Source organism: Mobiluncus curtisii ATCC 43063 (assembly GCF_000196535.1).
Lineage (GTDB): Bacteria > Actinomycetota > Actinomycetes > Actinomycetales > Actinomycetaceae > Mobiluncus > Mobiluncus curtisii.
In genome coordinates this window covers 907,316-921,767 of record NC_014246.1, presented here as the reverse complement: position 1 = coordinate 921,767, position 14,452 = coordinate 907,316, and the positions used below count along the sequence as shown (strand labels likewise).

The window sequence follows — 14,452 nt, the reverse complement described above, 5'->3', positions numbered from 1 at the left end:
CTCCCCCTTCCGACTCTCGCGAGCGCCCCCGAGCGACCACCCCGCAGATGTGAGCCGAGACAGGCGAGCGGGACGCAAGGAAACGCCCCCGAGCGAACGCCCCACAGAACGAAAACACGCAATAAAACCTATTTAAGTGCCAAATATGGCACACCGAGCCAAATTAATAGGATTAACGCCCGGGTTTAACCGGTTTAGGACCGGTCGGAAAACCCACTAAGATTGAAGCATGGCTTTAACTATCGGTATCGCGGGACTCCCCAATGTCGGCAAATCCACTATTTTTAATGCCCTCACCAGGGCGAACGTCCTAGCAGCGAATTACCCGTTCGCCACTATTGATCCCAACGTCGGGGTGGTGCCGCTCCCCGACCCACGGTTGCAAGTCCTGTCTGACATGTTCCAGTCGGAAAAAATTGTGCCTGCCACCGTGTCTTTCGTGGACATCGCCGGTATCGTCAAGGGCGCTTCTCAGGGTGAAGGCTTGGGTAACAAGTTCCTGGCGAACATCCGCGAAGCAGACGCGATTTGCCAGGTCACTCGCGCTTTTACCGATCCTGACGTGGTTCACGTGGAGGGAAAAATTGACCCCGCCTCCGACATTGAAACCATTTCTACCGAGCTAATTCTGGCCGACTTGCAGACTCTCGAGAACACGATTCCTCGCCTGCGCAAAGAAGTCAGCGGCAAAAAAACCCCGAAAGAAGTGCTGGCGGAGGCGGAAAAATGTGAGGAATACCTCAACGCCGGCACGGTTCTCTCCAAGGAAATCGCAGTGGGAAACCTGGACCGAGATATCGTCAAGACTTTCCAACTGATGACCTCGAAGCCTTTCATTTACGTGTTCAACATGGACGCAGCCGGTCTGGCAGACAAAGCAAAACAGGCGGAACTCGCTGCCCTGGTTTCTCCTGCCGAAGCCATTTTCCTCGACGGCGCTTTCGAAGCGGAACTGGTAGAACTCGATGCCGAGGACGCACAAGAGATGCTGGCAGACGCCGGGATTAAGGAATCCGGTCTGGACAAATTGGCGCGCGTTGGCTTTAACACGCTGGGGCTGCAAACGTTCCTGACCGCTGGAGAAAAAGAATCCCGCGCTTGGACCATTCATCAGGGCGACACCGCCCCGCAGGCTGCCGGCGTGATTCACACCGACTTTGAACGTGGCTTCATCAAGGCTGATGTCATTTCATACGACGAGTTGGTGGAAATCGGCGACATTCATAAGGCTCGCGAATTGGGCAAAGTCCGCCAGGAGGGCAAGGACTACGTGATGCAAGACGGCGACGTGGTCGAGTTCAAGTTCAACGTCTAGCCCCGGCGCGAGCTTAGCACTCTCGAGCCTAGTCCCCGCTAGCTTAATCCTCGATAACGATGGCGTGGGCAGTCTCCCGGTCAATGCGACCGAAGTTATAGAACGCGGCACAGGCTCCTTCGGGGGAAACCATGCAGGTCCCGATGGGTTTTTCCGGCGAGCAGGCAGTGCCGAATACTTTGCATTCCCACGGTTTAATCCGTCCGGTCAACACGGAACCGCATTCACAAGCCGGTGGATCGGGAATCCGCTTGCCGGGAACATCAAATAACCGCTCGGCGTCCCAGGCGGCAAATTCCTCAGAAATCCCCATACCGGAATACGGCATCCACCCCAAGCCACGCCACTCGAACGTGTCGCGGGTCGCAAACACGCGATTCAGCAATCGCAATGCCGCGGGATTACCACCATCACGCACGACCCGTGAATACTGGTTTTCCACCCGGGCCTCGCCGCGCGCTATTGCCCCACTCGTGTACTGGTCGATGAGCATCGCCACGGCCTGCAATATATCCAGCGGCTCGAAACCGGTCACGACCACGGGTTTGTTGAATTCCTCGGGCAGGAATTTGAATGCGTCGGCTCCCACTACGGTACCGACGTGACCCGGTCCGATAAACCCGTCTATCCGCGTCTCATCGGCGCCCACAATGGCACGCAGGGGTGGCTCGATTTTGACGTGGTTAGAAAACACCGAAAAGTTCCGCACCTGCTGTTTCTGTGCTGCCACCAGGGTCACAGCGGTGGAAGGCGCGGTAGTTTCAAACCCGATAGCAAAGAAAACGACCTGTTTATCCGGGTTTTCTTTGGCAATCTTGAGGGAATCCAACGGGGAATACACGAACCGCACATCGCAACCGCGAGCGCGCGCCTGCAACAGCGACTCTTGTGAACCCGGAACCCGCATCATGTCCCCAAAAGTAGTCAAAATCACGTCCGGCTGATTCGCCAGCCACAGCGCATCATCCACCCGCCCCATCGGAATAACGCACACCGGGCAGCCAGGACCGTGAATAAACTGAACGTTCTCCGGCAGCAAATGCTCCAAACCGTGCCGGTAAATCGTGTGGGTGTGACCTCCGCAAATCTCCATAAACGCCAGTGGTCGTTCAAAATGGGCGGCCTCGGCATTGATGCGCTGCACCAGTTTCCGGGCAAACTCGGGGTCGCGAAATTCGTCAACGTACTTCATTTCGTGATTGCTCTTTCCTAGACAGATTCCTCGACAAACTTCCGCGCTAACGCCAGAAGGGTGCCCTAATCCGCTGAAGTGGTCTTAAACTGTTCCAGTTCGCTCTCGAACTGACCGAGTTTCTTAATTTGATCCAGGGTGGTGGCAGCTTCCGCAGCATCAATCTTGGACATGGCGAAACCAACATGCACCAGCACCCAATCGCCAATCTTGACGTCCTCATCCATCAGCAAATCTGTGGAAATCATTCGTTCCACCCCAGACAGGGACACTTTCGCCCGTCCGCTTTCTGCCTCGTCAAAAGCCACAATCTCGGCAGGCACTCCCAAACACATCGGCTGCTCCCTTCCCCTCTACCTTTCCAGGTTACTTACATTGTCCCACTCCGTCCAAAAGATGAAAAATACGTGTCGTTTGTGCAATTATCAATGTGTGGATCCAAAGAACCGCCTAAACACAGATGAAGTACAAGTGAACTCAAATATCGCGCGGGTACGCCGCCGCGGCATGAGACTAAAAGACGACTATGTGACGCTTTCCCACGGGGCAGGAGGTAAGGCGTCAGCCGCCCTGGTCGAACAGGTTTTCGTTTCTGGTTACGGCAACGAGGTGCTCGACGAAATGACCGATGCGGGGGTGCTTCCCTTGACGGAGCTGCTCGCAGGTCTGACCGGAGAGGACACCAGCTCGGTGGGCGGCAAACTCGCGATGTCCACCGATTCCTATGTGGTCAATCCGCTGGTTTTTCCCGGTGGCTCTATCGGCGAGCTGGCAGTGAATGGGACGGTCAATGACCTGGCGGTCAGCGGGGCTATCCCGAAAGTCATCAGCGCTGGTTTCATCCTGGAAGAAGGTCTGCCTATCGCGGATTTGCGCCGCGAAGTCCAAGCTATGCACGACGCAGCCGAGGCGGCAGGAGTGCAGATTATCACCGGTGACACCAAGGTCGTCCCGAAAGGCAGCGGTGACAAGCTGTTCATCAACACTGCCGGTGTCGGTATCGTGCCTGCGGGTCGGGAACTGGGTGCCAGCAAAGTGCAGCGCGGGGATCGCGTCATTGTGTCCGGCGCGATTGCTGACCACGGCATGTCGGTCATGATGGCGCGGGGTGACCTGGCAATTCAAGCCCCTATTGAATCTGACACTAGGGCGGTCAATCACCTGGTCGAAGCCCTGATTGGGGCGGTCCCGGAGACTCGCTGGATGCGTGACGCGACCCGCGGAGGCTTGGGAACGGTGTTGAATGAGCTGGCGATGGCAACCGGCTGGGGCATCGCCATTGAGGACGAAGCCGTGCCGGTACACGAGATGACTCGCGGAGCGTGCGACATGTTGGGGATTGACCCGATTTATGTCGCTAACGAGGGCATGTTTGTAGCGGTGGTTCCGGCTGACCAGGTGGATACAGCTGTGGCAGCGCTGCGGAAACTGCCCGGTGGTGGGGAAGCAGCAAATATCGGTCGGGTCGTGTCTAAACCGGAGTCTTCAGTGGTGATGGTGACTGCGTTCTCCGGCACCCGCATGATTGACATGTTGGTCGGCGACCCGCTGCCACGTATCTGTTGAGTAAAAACCCCGCGTAAATCCCCAGATATTCACCCAGAGTGTATTTATAGAGTGGAAATAGGGCATCCTCAGCACGCTCCGAGCACTGCTGCCCACACTTGTCCCAGGCTCAAGCCCCCATCGTTGGGCGGCACGTTCTGGTGGGTCAGCACCCGGCATCCGCCCTCTCCCAAGAAACTCACAAAGTGCCTGGTGAACATCCGGTTGAGGGCAACCCCGCCGGTCAACCCCACGGTTTTGGTGTCTGCCTGTTCCGCGACTTGGCAGGCCTGTTCTCCCAGCAGCTGCGCCAAACCCACATGGAACGCCCAAGCACGCTCGCCGACGGGTCGGTCAACCTCGCCCAATTTCTCCACAAGCTCCTGATAGCTGCCGACCTGTGGCAGACTTGCCTCCGGGTGGGCGTTTGCCCAGCTGGTAGCCACGTGTTCCAGTTCCATCGCGGCTTGGGCCTCATAGGTCACCTCAGTGCGAATCCCTAAAATCGCCGCGGCCGCATCAAACAGCCGTCCGCAACTGGTGGTCGCACTCACCCCGAAACCGCTAGCCAGCTGGCTTTTCACCAGTTCCAGTTCGGTCGATTTGCCTGGCTGCGACCCGATTTCAGCGCTGATTTTCTCTGTAATCCAGTCCATGCCCCAATCGTGGGCAATCCCCAATGCGACCCGCCAGGGATAGCGCACCGCGCGGTCGCCACCGACCAGGCTGAAAGTCGGCACGTGCGCACTGCGCTGCCACTGTGCTCCGCGAATATCCAAGACTTCCCCGCCCCAAATAGTGCCGTCTGTCCCGTAGCCGGTACCGTCCACCGACACCACCACTGCCGGATCGAGACAGGAATGCTCTGCCAGCAAGGAATAGGCGTGGGCGACGTGGTGCTGCACCTGTGTCAGTTCGATGTCGTGAGAGGCAGCAAAACGTTCCGCCCAGCTGACCGTGGAATAGTTTGGGTGCAGGTCACACACGACTTTTTCGGGGCGTTGCCGCTGGAAGTTCAGCAGTTGCGTCACTGCCCGGTCAAATGCTTCCTGACTGGCGAGCGTGCCCATATCCCCGATATGCCCCGAAATATGCGCCCAGCTCCCATGTGCCAGGCAGAACGTGTTTTTCAGTTCTCCACCCACTGCCAAAATCGGCACGGTGGCTGGCTGCGACAGCGCGACCGGTAGTGGCGCGTATCCCCGAGAACGCCGTGAAGGGATGGTGACCTGTGCGTTTGCTAGGAATACGGAGTCCTCCATGGGCAGGTGAATGTCGCGGTCATGGAACACAAACGCATCGACAATTCCCGCCAGCCGCTCGGCAGCGTCCTGGTTCGTGAAGCACAAGGGTTCACCTGCCAGGTTTCCCGAAGTCGCCACCAGCGCCATCTGGGCGCATTCGCCACTCAACAACTCCAGGTGCAGTGGTGCGTAAGGCAGCAAAATTCCCACGTCCCCCAGACCGGGTGCGACCGCGGGAGCCAGGTCATATTCCTGCCCGAACGGGGCAATCACAATGGGTCGGGCGGCAGTCTGCAACGTCCGCAGCTGGTCTGCGTCAAGCCGCGCCAGCCGGGCGGCGGTCACTGCATCCGCCACCATGACGGCAAACGGCTTGTCCCCCCGATCTTTGCGTTTCCGCAGTCGTGCGACTGCGGCTTCATTGCGGGCGTCACACATGAGGTGGAAACCGCCGATGCCCTTCACTGCCAGGATTTGTCCGGCTCGTAACCGCTGCCGGGCTTCGTCCAGAGCCGCAGCAATCAACGGCCGGCGGTCCCCTTCTGGGGGCCACAAGTCCGGTGCGTCTGCCGGGCTGACCCACAGCACTGGTCCGCAGTCGTAGCAGCTGACGGGCTGGGCATGATAGCGCCGGTTGGTCGGATTGGTGTATTCCTGGTGGCAAGCGGGACACATCGGAAACTTCACCATGGTGGTGGTGTCCCGGTCATAAGGGAGGTCCACCATGATGGTGGCTCGTGGTCCACAGTTCGTGCAGGTGGTGAAGGGGTAGCGGTAGCGTCGGTTCGTCGGGTCTGCCATCTCGGCTTGACAATCGGGACAGGTGGCAGTGTCTGGGGGAATCAGAGTGCGGGCGCCGGGGCGACGGCGGGAAGGCACAATGCGAAACTCAGTTTCACCCTTCTGTTCGGGCAGGTCTGTGGACGAGCTGTGCAGCACACTAGCCAGCGGAGGCAGGGTCGCCAGCATGGTTTCCATGAAGCCGTCCACCGCCTCACGCGCGCCTTGGGCTTCGATAAACACTGACTCGTCGTCGTTTCCGACAAAACCGGTGATGGGGTACTGGGCAGCCACTTTGGCAACGTGCGGACGGAAACCGACTCCCTGCACCACCCCCCGCAGTTCGTAAGCTCGGCGCATTTCTAACCTCCTGGCCACCATGTCACGCATTTCTAAGCCTAGTAGCTCTGACGCCCCGCGGCAGAAAACGGTAGGGTGGAATGCGCCGCGAGGAACCCATACTTAGTGATTAACGAGGAGACACGATGCACGAAGTCGCCCTGTCCCAACAGCTGGCTCGGGTGGTAGCGCGCGGGGCGGCGGGACGCGAAGTACTGTCTGTCCAGGTAGAGGTCGGGCATCTGCGTCAGGTCGTGCCCGAAGCACTGCGTTTTGCCTGGAGTGCGGTCCGGAAAAATACCCTCCAAGGTCCCGCCGAACTGCACATCACCGAGATTCCAGCAGTCATCGTTTGTCAGGAGTGCCACGCACAGACACAGCTGGGAGAGTATCTGGATTTCCGTTGCGGGCAGTGTTCTTCACGCGAGGTCGAGACAATCAGTGGAGAAGAGTTTAGAGTGGTATCGATAGATGTCACGCCAGAGAGGAATCATTAGTATGGGACGTTTTCATCGCCACGACGACGGCACAGTACACGAGCATGACCACGGGGATCACTCCCACCATCACGACCACGGCGACTACGTGGCAGATCCGGAAGTCATCGGGGATCACTCGGGATACGAAACCGAACGCGAACGCATCGAGATTCTGGAAGACATTTATGCGGAAAATGACCACTTAGCCCAGCACAATCGGGAATCCTTCGCCGCGCACGGGGTGAAGGTCGTGAATCTCATGAGTTCACCAGGGTCGGGCAAAACGACTTTGCTGGAGCGTACTTTGGCGCAGCTGCAGGGCAAACTGCGGGTCGGGATTATTGAAGGCGATATTGAGACCCCGTTGGATGCTGAGCGCTTAGGTGGCTACGGTGCCCAAATTTCCCTGTTGAATACCGGTCATGGTTTCGGTGGGGAATGCCACCTGGATGCCCCGATGGTGCATCATGCCCTGGACGACTTGGATCTCAGCCAGCTGGATCTGGTCATCATCGAAAACGTAGGCAACTTGGTGTGCCCAGCTGAATTTGATGTCGGCGAAACTGCCAAGGCTATGCTGTTCTCGATTACCGAGGGCGAGGACAAACCGTTGAAGTACCCGGTCATGTTCCGTTCGGTGAAAATCGTGGTGGTGAACAAGATGGATTTGGCTCCCTACCTGAACTTTGACATGGACAAGTTCCGTGGCTACCTGGAACAGGTCAATCCGGGTGTGCAAGTCGTCGAACTCTCTGCCCAAACCGGCGATGGCGTCGAGGCTTGGATTGACTGGCTGAAAGAACTTTGAATAAGTCATCTGAGCTTTGCGAAAAGGCATGGCACTTTTTGCCCGGTTTTTAGGCTCAACTGCGAAAACCCGGTAGAATGAGAGTATGGACGTTGTTGTCCAATTCGATACTACTGGGGGGCGCATATGACTTATGAGATTAAACCTTGGCGAGCGGGGACACTCGCAGAGAACCTTGCCAGTGCTGGCGTGAGCCGACGCGACTTCGTCAAGTTCTGTGCCGGTTTGGCAGCTATCTTTGCAGTAGGGACTCCCGAGCTGGCTCATGCCTCTGCAGCGCGGACTGCCGGTGAAGAACTGGCTGACAAGCTGGGAGCCATCACGAAGCCAAATGTGGTCTGGCTCCAGCTGCAGGAATGCACCGGATGCATGGAATCTACGCTCCGCTCCGGTGGTACCACAGTGGAAGAAGTCGTCCTGAATCTGCTGTCCGTCAACTACAACGAACTGGTGATGGCAGCCTCCGGGGAAGCCGCAGAAAAAGCCTTGGATGACACGAACGCCAAGGAACACATCCTGGTCGTCAACGGTTCTATTCCGCTCAAGGACGGTGGTATCTATTGCACCATCGGCGGTAAGACCACCGAACAGATACTGCGGGAATCCGCAGAGAACGCCACCATGATTCTGGCAGTCGGAGCTTGCGCGGTCTTTGGCTCAGTGCAGGCTGCCAAGCCCAATCCCACCGGTGCAGTTGGGGTGGATGAAATCATCAAGGACAAACCGGTCATCAACGTGTCCGGCTGTCCTCCGATTGGCGAGGTCATCACGGCATCCTTGGCGTACATCTTGACCCACGGTAAAGCTCCCGAACTCGACTCCGAGGGTCGTCCTCTCTTTGCCTACGGTCAGCGAATCCATGACTCGTGCCCGCGCCGCCCGCACTTTGACGCCGGTCAATACGTGCGCAGCTTCGACGATGCCGGAGCCCGCGAAGGCTGGTGTCTCTACGATGTGGGCTGTAAGGGACCTTCTACCTTTAGCCCCTGCCCCATTTTCCAGTGGAACCTCAAGGCAGGTTGGCCTATCGGCGCCGGTCACCCCTGTATCGGCTGTACGGAACGGGATTTCTTTGACCGTTTCACGCCTTTCTACGAGAAACTCCCTCAGGTTCCTGGTTTCGGAATCGAGATCACTGCCGAAAAGGTTGGTCTGGGTCTGACCGGTCTCGTCGCTGCCGGAGTGGCTGCTCACGCTGGCGTGACCGCCGCTCGTGCTGCCGCTGACCGCAAGGCCACCCGAAACTCTCCCATGGCAGCTTTTGGTGACACTGCTGCGGAACCCACCGACGCAGCGCCGACCGAGGAAACTACCGAACAGAACAGCGAGGATAAGTAATGGCAGAGAAAGTTGTTATTGACCCATTCACACGTATCGAGGGTCACCTGCGCATCGAGATGGAAACCGAAGGGAAGCAGATTAAGAAAGCCTGGAGCGTCAGCACACAGTTCCGCGGCATCGAAACCATCGTCCAAAACCGTGATCCTCGTGATGTGTGGGCATTCGTCCAGCGGATTTGCGGGGTGTGCACCTCGGTACACGCCATTGCTTCGATTTCTGCGGTAGAGGATGCGATTGGCTCCAACCCACCGGAAAATGCGCGGTTGATTCGCTCCTTGGTCCTCGGTTCCCAAGAAATCCAAGATCACGTGATTCACTTTTATCACCTGCACGCTCTGGACTTTGTCAACGTGGTGAACGCCGCCAAAGCGGACCCTCAAAAGACTCTGGAGTTCGCTCATTCCATCGGCTCGAAGTGGCGCGGCAACAACCTGAAGCGTTTCACGGAAGTTCGAGACACGGTTAAACAGATTCTCGAGTCCGGTCAGTTGTCGATTTTCACCGGTGGTTACTGGGATCACCCGGACTACCGGCTACCTCCCGAAGCCGATCTAATGTGCGTGGCGCACTACTTGGACGCTTTGGAGTTCCAGCGGTCCATGATTCGGATTTGCACGGTGTTTGGTGGCAAGAACCCCCACCCGAACTTCCTGGTCGGCGGCATGGCTTGTTCTATCGACCCGAACTCGTCAGAGTCCATCAACCAGGTACAGATGGATCAAATCAAGACCTGGATTGACGAAATCATCGAGTTTGTCAACGACTGCTACTATCCCGATGTTTTGGCAATAGCCGGGGTCTACAAAGATTACTTCGATATTGGCGCGACCCACCCGAACTACCTGGCAGTAGGTTTGGCAGGGTCTATTTTCTCCGGCGATCCCAACAAGTCCCGCATTTCCTCTGCGCACACGGCAATTAAGCCGGGGGTCATTCTGGGCGGAGATATAACCAAGGTTCATCCTTTCGACCCGCACAAGATTGAGGAATACATCAGCTCCGCCTGGTACGAGTATTCAGTCGGGGACGATAAGCCCCTGACCCCGGACAAGGGTGAAACCACCGTCAAGTACACCGGACCCCAACCGCCTTTTGAATGGCTGGGCGACAACGATAAGTACACCTGGTCGAAAGCGCCCCGCTATGACGGCAAACCGATGCAGGTCGGTCCGATAGCGCGGATGATATTGGCGTATGCGCAGGGCTACGAGCCGGTCAAACAGATACTTGACCAGGCTATGGCAACATTGGGGATCACTCCGGCACAGCTCAACTCCACGATGGGGCGGACTTTTGCCCGCGCCGCCGAAGCTACTGTTTCTGCCCAGCTAATGTTGGATGACTACAACCAGCTGGTCGACAACATCAAGGGCGGTCAGATTGACGTCTTTGATGCTAGCAAGTGGGAACCGTCCAGTTGGCCGGCAGAATGCCAAGGTTACGGGTTCGTCGAGGTTTCCCGCGGTAACTTGTCCCACTGGGTCTCCATCAAGAACAGCAAGGTCGAGCGGTACCAGGCGGTCGTACCGACCACGTGGCTGGCCGGGGGACGTGACGCCAACGGCGTGACCGGTCCTTATGAAGAATCCTTAATGGGTACCGGCACACACCCCCTGTTGAATCCGAAAGAGCCGCTGGAACCGATGCGCACCATTCACTCCTACGATCCATGCATGTCCTGCGGGGTTCACATCCTCGACCCAGACGGTAATCTGGTTGGCGAGGCGATGACCTCATGAAGACCAAAAAGACTCCCTCCCCGGACACCCCCAAAGACGGCGCGACCTCCAAAAAGACCTCGAAAAATCCGGCTACCGCCACAGCTGCGTCGGAAAACCATCTCGAGTTCTTTGCTGAGGGTGCTCACCGGAAGGACGGTATCGAGGTCGGTGGCGGTTTCAGCTGTTCTGACCTGTCGATGCGTCGCCTCTTGGCAATGGCTGCGGTGTCCCCTGAGGGCAGCACCGACCCGGTAGATGTCGCTCTCAAGGAATCTCTGCGCTATCGTTTCCGCCACGGCGCGCCGAACGTCGATATTCCTGAAAAGGATTTCGACCCCCCGCGTGATCGCCGCTATTCCCTGGCGCGTATCTCTGACATGAAACGTACCAAGACGGGCGAATCCAAACAGACCGTGATTGTGCGCGGAGATTTGGAATCCGTCATGAACGTGGCGCAGCCCAAACGCGCCCAGCGCACCCTGTTGCGCAAGAACGCCCAGATGGCAGGCTCGCGGGGCTACCGCTGCTTGGGGGTCGCCACCGCTACGGTGGATGAAAACGGTGAGCTAACTCCATTCCAGATGGAAGGTTTCGTCAATGTCCGCCCGGTCGGCACCGGTTTGCAGGATGGTGACCTGACCCCCACCACGGAAGACTGGGTGCGTTTGAGTGTTTGGTCTGCGAGCCTGCGTTTCCTGCACTGGCTGAACGTACTGCTGATTGTGCTGCTGTCCATCACCGGTTACTACATCATGGATCCGTTCTTTGGCGACACGTTCTTCCGTGGCGTCGAAATCGGCTACCTGATGGGGATTATGCGGTTCATTCACTTCACCGCGGCTTTCACCTGGATGGCGATAGGCGCAGTTCGCGTCTTTATTGCTTTCGTGTCCAAGGATCGCTACCTGCGCTGGGAAACATTCTGGCCGTTAAAGAAAAAGCAAGACTGGAAACACTTGTACGAAACTTTGGGGTTCTACCTGTTCCTGCGCAAAGAAGGTCCGCTGTACGTGGCACACAACCCGCTGCAGCAGCTGACTTACACGTCAATTTATGTGCTGGGGGCGTTCCAGATGGTGATTGGTCTGGCGCTTTACGCCCTGCCGCACCGCAATGAGAACCTGTTCTGGCAATTAATGGCTCTCCCGAATGACTGGTTTGGCATTCCGCAAATGCGGTTGATTCACGCCGCCATTATGTTCATATTCTGGGCGTTCGTGATTGCGCATATCTATCTGGCTTTCCGGGCAGACTCCCTGGAGCGTCACGGTGGTATCTCTGCCATGATTTCTGGTGGCGTGTGGATGCGCCGCACCTCAAAGCCGGTTGATGCCCCCGAGCTTTAGAAAGGTTTTGATGGCTCACGATGCGAACCCTGCCGGGAGGACGGCAGCGGATGCTCTTTCCGCTGGAGTCTTTGATTCACCAGACGGCTCCGGCAGTCTTGATGGACAGGTCCCGCTGCCGGATGTTTCTGCCGTAGACGCGACTTGCTGGGCAGGGGCGCGCTTTACCGTCCTGGCGGTGGGGAATCCAATCATGGGTGACGACGGTATCGGGCTGCAGATTTTAGCTGGCTTGCAGCAGCTCGTACCGAGCCGTCCCGCTTGGCAGGCTGCGCAAAAGGGCGGTGAGTTGGCTTTGTTGGAGGGTGGCACTGGTGGCATGGAGCTGGTGCCGGTGGTGCAGGAATCTGAGCATTTGTTGATTCTGGATTCGGTGACTTCGGGAAACGGACGCGCTCCCGGTCAAGCCCTGCACCTGAGTGGGGATCACGTCCCGCGCCTACTTTCCATGAAAATATCGCCTCACCAGGTCGGTTTGCTCGATATTTTGACTTCGGCTCGCTTGACCGGCAAGGAACCTCGTGTGCTTGAAGTCGTCGGGGTGGTCGCCGAAAACGTGAACTTGCACCTGGGTCTGACCCCGAGTGCTCAGAGTGGCATTCCCCGCGCGGTTGAACTCGCGGCGAAAGTCCTCGATTCCTGGCTCAGTTGAAATCCCAGCGCTGACTATGCGGACTAGGATTCCGCGGCGCTGCTCGGATCCTCCGGCTCGGTGTCCCACTGCACCCAGGCAATTTTGAACTCCCGCCCATGTGTCAGGTTCCCGGTGGGCATTCCGCATTCCGGGCAGGTGAGGGCAAAGAACTCATCAATGGGGACATCCCGCGCGCACCGCGGACAGTACACGCTGGCGGGAATCATGGTGACTTCCAGTTCGGCTTGGGCACAGATGCTGTCCTGTCGGGCGATAGGCCAGGAACCGTAGAGAGCCTCTGGAATTGCCTCCGACATGGTGCCCACATCGAGCGCAACTTTTTCAACTCGAGTAACCTGGGAATCAGCCTGTGCAGCCGCCTTTTCGACCGCTGCCACCACCGAAGTTAACAGCCCAAGTTCATGCATGAACCAATTGTCTCAGGAGAATCATGAAAATCAATCTTGATGAAATCATCGACCCGATGGAGGGACGCATCGTCGTCACTCACGATTCTTCCGGGCATCCTCACGCCCGTTTTGACCTGCAGGGCTTGCCCCGAGTGGACGGCATGTTGGTGGGCAAAACCGCGCTCGAAGCTTTGAAAATGACCGAGCATCTGTGCGGGATTTGCCCGGTAGCGCATCACTTGGCAGGAACCAGGGCGCTGGATGCGTTGAGCGGTCTGCCCCCACTTACGCCTGCCGCGCAGCTCACTCGTCGGCTGCTGCATTACGGTTCTATCGTCGAAGCTCACTCGCTGCGGTTTTTAATGCAGGACCGTGACGCCGGGGTGGCACTGAAACGGATTTCGAAAAAGATGCTGGTCGCAGCGGGCTCGCCAGGTCATTTTCCGGCGACGGCAGTACCCGGCGGGGTCAGCGTGTGGCCCGCTGCCCCGACCTTGTGCGACCTCTCGGCAGACCTCGCCACCGCACGGGACGCTGCCGCAGCCCTGTGCGATGCGGCTTTAGCGTCATCTCCCGAAGCGACTGGAGCCGGCGACTTTACCGGAGCGGACGTGGCGCTCATTGATGACAACGGCGCCCCCGACGTGTTCGGCACCAGGGTCAGGGTCGCACGGAACACCAGCGCAGTGGACGAGTTCGAGTTTTCCCAGTGGAATGACCGGATTACGGAGGAAATCCCCGGTTCGCCTGCCCCGCGGCCGTACTTGCGTGTTGAGGGTCCCGAGAACGGGCGCTACCGGGTCGGTCCGGTCGCCCAGCTCTCCGTCGGGACTTTATCCACCCCGCGGGCGGCGACGGCACAAGCGCGGTGGCTGGCTGGCGGTCGGGGGGCTGCCGGGGCGCGTGCCATCATCACTTTGCATGTTTTGGAACGAACCGAAGCCCTGACCCAGCAGCTGACTCAGCTCGTGGAGGGGGCTGACCGTGGCGAACTCGTGGATCCCGCAACCGTGCGGTTCACTGCCGGCAGTGGGACCGGGCTGGTGGACGGACCGCGGGGCATCCTTGCTCACACCTATACCCTCGGGGCTGACGGGACAATCGCGCAGGCACGCATCCTCACTCCCACTGCCCAAAACGAACCTTGGCTGGCACAACTGCTGACCCAGGCTAGTGCCCTGGACCAGGCACGACAGGCTGACGCTTGGGAACAATCCATTCGTGAAGCCGACCCCTGCCTGCCCATCAGTTCCGCTCCTGCCGGTCAGATGGGACTGAAAGTCGAAAACGTCTAAAAT

The 14,452-nt window shown here is 58.1% G+C and carries 13 protein-coding genes; 9 read left to right on the top strand and 4 right to left on the bottom strand.

The annotated features are described in order from the left end of the window. Window positions 1–229 precede the first annotated feature (229 nt). Entirely contained in the window at window positions 230–1,315 is a 1,086-nt protein-coding gene (ychF, locus tag HMPREF0573_RS03895; protein WP_013188959.1) for a redox-regulated ATPase YchF, read from the top strand. A 43-nt stretch (window positions 1,316–1,358) separates the two neighbouring features. Here ychF and hypD read toward each other — a convergent pair whose 3' ends face one another. Together hypD and HMPREF0573_RS03885 are read right to left on the bottom strand one after the other, a co-directional pair. Then, the gene (gene hypD, locus HMPREF0573_RS03890; RefSeq protein ID WP_004007705.1) at window positions 1,359–2,507 is read right to left on the bottom strand and encodes a hydrogenase formation protein HypD; all 1,149 of its coding nucleotides are present in this window, start codon (window positions 2,505–2,507) and stop codon (window positions 1,359–1,361) included. Window positions 2,508–2,572: 65 nt separating this feature from the next. Further along, window positions 2,573–2,842, bottom strand: coding sequence for a HypC/HybG/HupF family hydrogenase formation chaperone (locus tag HMPREF0573_RS03885; protein ID WP_004007706.1), 270 nt, complete (start codon window positions 2,840–2,842; stop codon window positions 2,573–2,575). A 172-nt stretch (window positions 2,843–3,014) separates the two neighbouring features. Here HMPREF0573_RS03885 and hypE point away from each other — a divergent pair, with 172 nt between their 5' ends. Further along, window positions 3,015–4,073: a hydrogenase expression/formation protein HypE gene (gene hypE / locus HMPREF0573_RS03880; protein WP_013188958.1), complete on the top strand. Its 1,059-nt coding sequence runs from the start codon at window positions 3,015–3,017 to the stop codon at window positions 4,071–4,073. Between the two features lie 68 nt (window positions 4,074–4,141). On the opposite strand, the gene hypF is transcribed toward hypE, so the two are convergent. Further along, window positions 4,142–6,466 carry a carbamoyltransferase HypF gene (hypF, locus tag HMPREF0573_RS03875; protein ID WP_013188957.1) on the bottom strand — a complete coding sequence of 775 codons (2,325 nt, stop codon included), beginning with the start codon at window positions 6,464–6,466 and terminating at the stop codon, window positions 4,142–4,144. A gap of 95 nt (window positions 6,467–6,561) precedes the next feature. Here hypF and HMPREF0573_RS03870 point away from each other — a divergent pair, with 95 nt between their 5' ends. From HMPREF0573_RS03870 to HMPREF0573_RS03845, 6 genes are all read left to right on the top strand, one after another. Beyond that, on the top strand, window positions 6,562–6,912 hold the full coding sequence (locus tag HMPREF0573_RS03870) for a hydrogenase maturation nickel metallochaperone HypA (RefSeq protein ID WP_004007709.1): 351 nt from the start codon (window positions 6,562–6,564) through the stop codon (window positions 6,910–6,912). 1 nt (window position 6,913) lies between these two features. Then, window positions 6,914–7,702 (top strand): hydrogenase nickel incorporation protein HypB, encoded by a 789-nt coding sequence (hypB, locus tag HMPREF0573_RS03865; protein ID WP_013188956.1) that lies wholly within the window; start codon window positions 6,914–6,916, stop codon window positions 7,700–7,702. Between the two features lie 126 nt (window positions 7,703–7,828). After that, the gene (locus HMPREF0573_RS03860) at window positions 7,829–9,040 is read left to right on the top strand and encodes a hydrogenase small subunit (protein WP_004007711.1); all 1,212 of its coding nucleotides are present in this window, start codon (window positions 7,829–7,831) and stop codon (window positions 9,038–9,040) included. Continuing rightward, window positions 9,040–10,782 carry a nickel-dependent hydrogenase large subunit gene (locus HMPREF0573_RS03855; protein WP_004007712.1) on the top strand — a complete coding sequence of 581 codons (1,743 nt, stop codon included), beginning with the start codon at window positions 9,040–9,042 and terminating at the stop codon, window positions 10,780–10,782. Before HMPREF0573_RS03860 ends, HMPREF0573_RS03855 begins: the two co-directional genes overlap by 1 nt. Next, window positions 10,779–12,110 (top strand): Ni/Fe-hydrogenase, b-type cytochrome subunit, encoded by a 1,332-nt coding sequence (gene cybH, locus HMPREF0573_RS03850; protein WP_013188955.1) that lies wholly within the window; start codon window positions 10,779–10,781, stop codon window positions 12,108–12,110. The genes HMPREF0573_RS03855 and cybH overlap by 4 nt, the downstream gene beginning before the upstream one ends. A gap of 10 nt (window positions 12,111–12,120) precedes the next feature. Beyond that, a complete protein-coding gene (locus HMPREF0573_RS03845) occupies window positions 12,121–12,762 on the top strand; it encodes a hydrogenase maturation protease (RefSeq protein ID WP_236589723.1) in 642 nt (213 codons plus the stop codon). Window positions 12,763–12,785: 23 nt separating this feature from the next. Here HMPREF0573_RS03845 and HMPREF0573_RS03840 read toward each other — a convergent pair whose 3' ends face one another. After that, entirely contained in the window at window positions 12,786–13,172 is a 387-nt protein-coding gene (locus HMPREF0573_RS03840; RefSeq protein WP_013188953.1) for a hydrogenase maturation nickel metallochaperone HypA/HybF, read from the bottom strand. Window positions 13,173–13,195: 23 nt separating this feature from the next. Here HMPREF0573_RS03840 and HMPREF0573_RS03835 point away from each other — a divergent pair, with 23 nt between their 5' ends. After that, entirely contained in the window at window positions 13,196–14,449 is a 1,254-nt protein-coding gene (locus HMPREF0573_RS03835; protein WP_013188952.1) for a nickel-dependent hydrogenase large subunit, read from the top strand. Window positions 14,450–14,452: the final 3 nt, after the last annotated feature.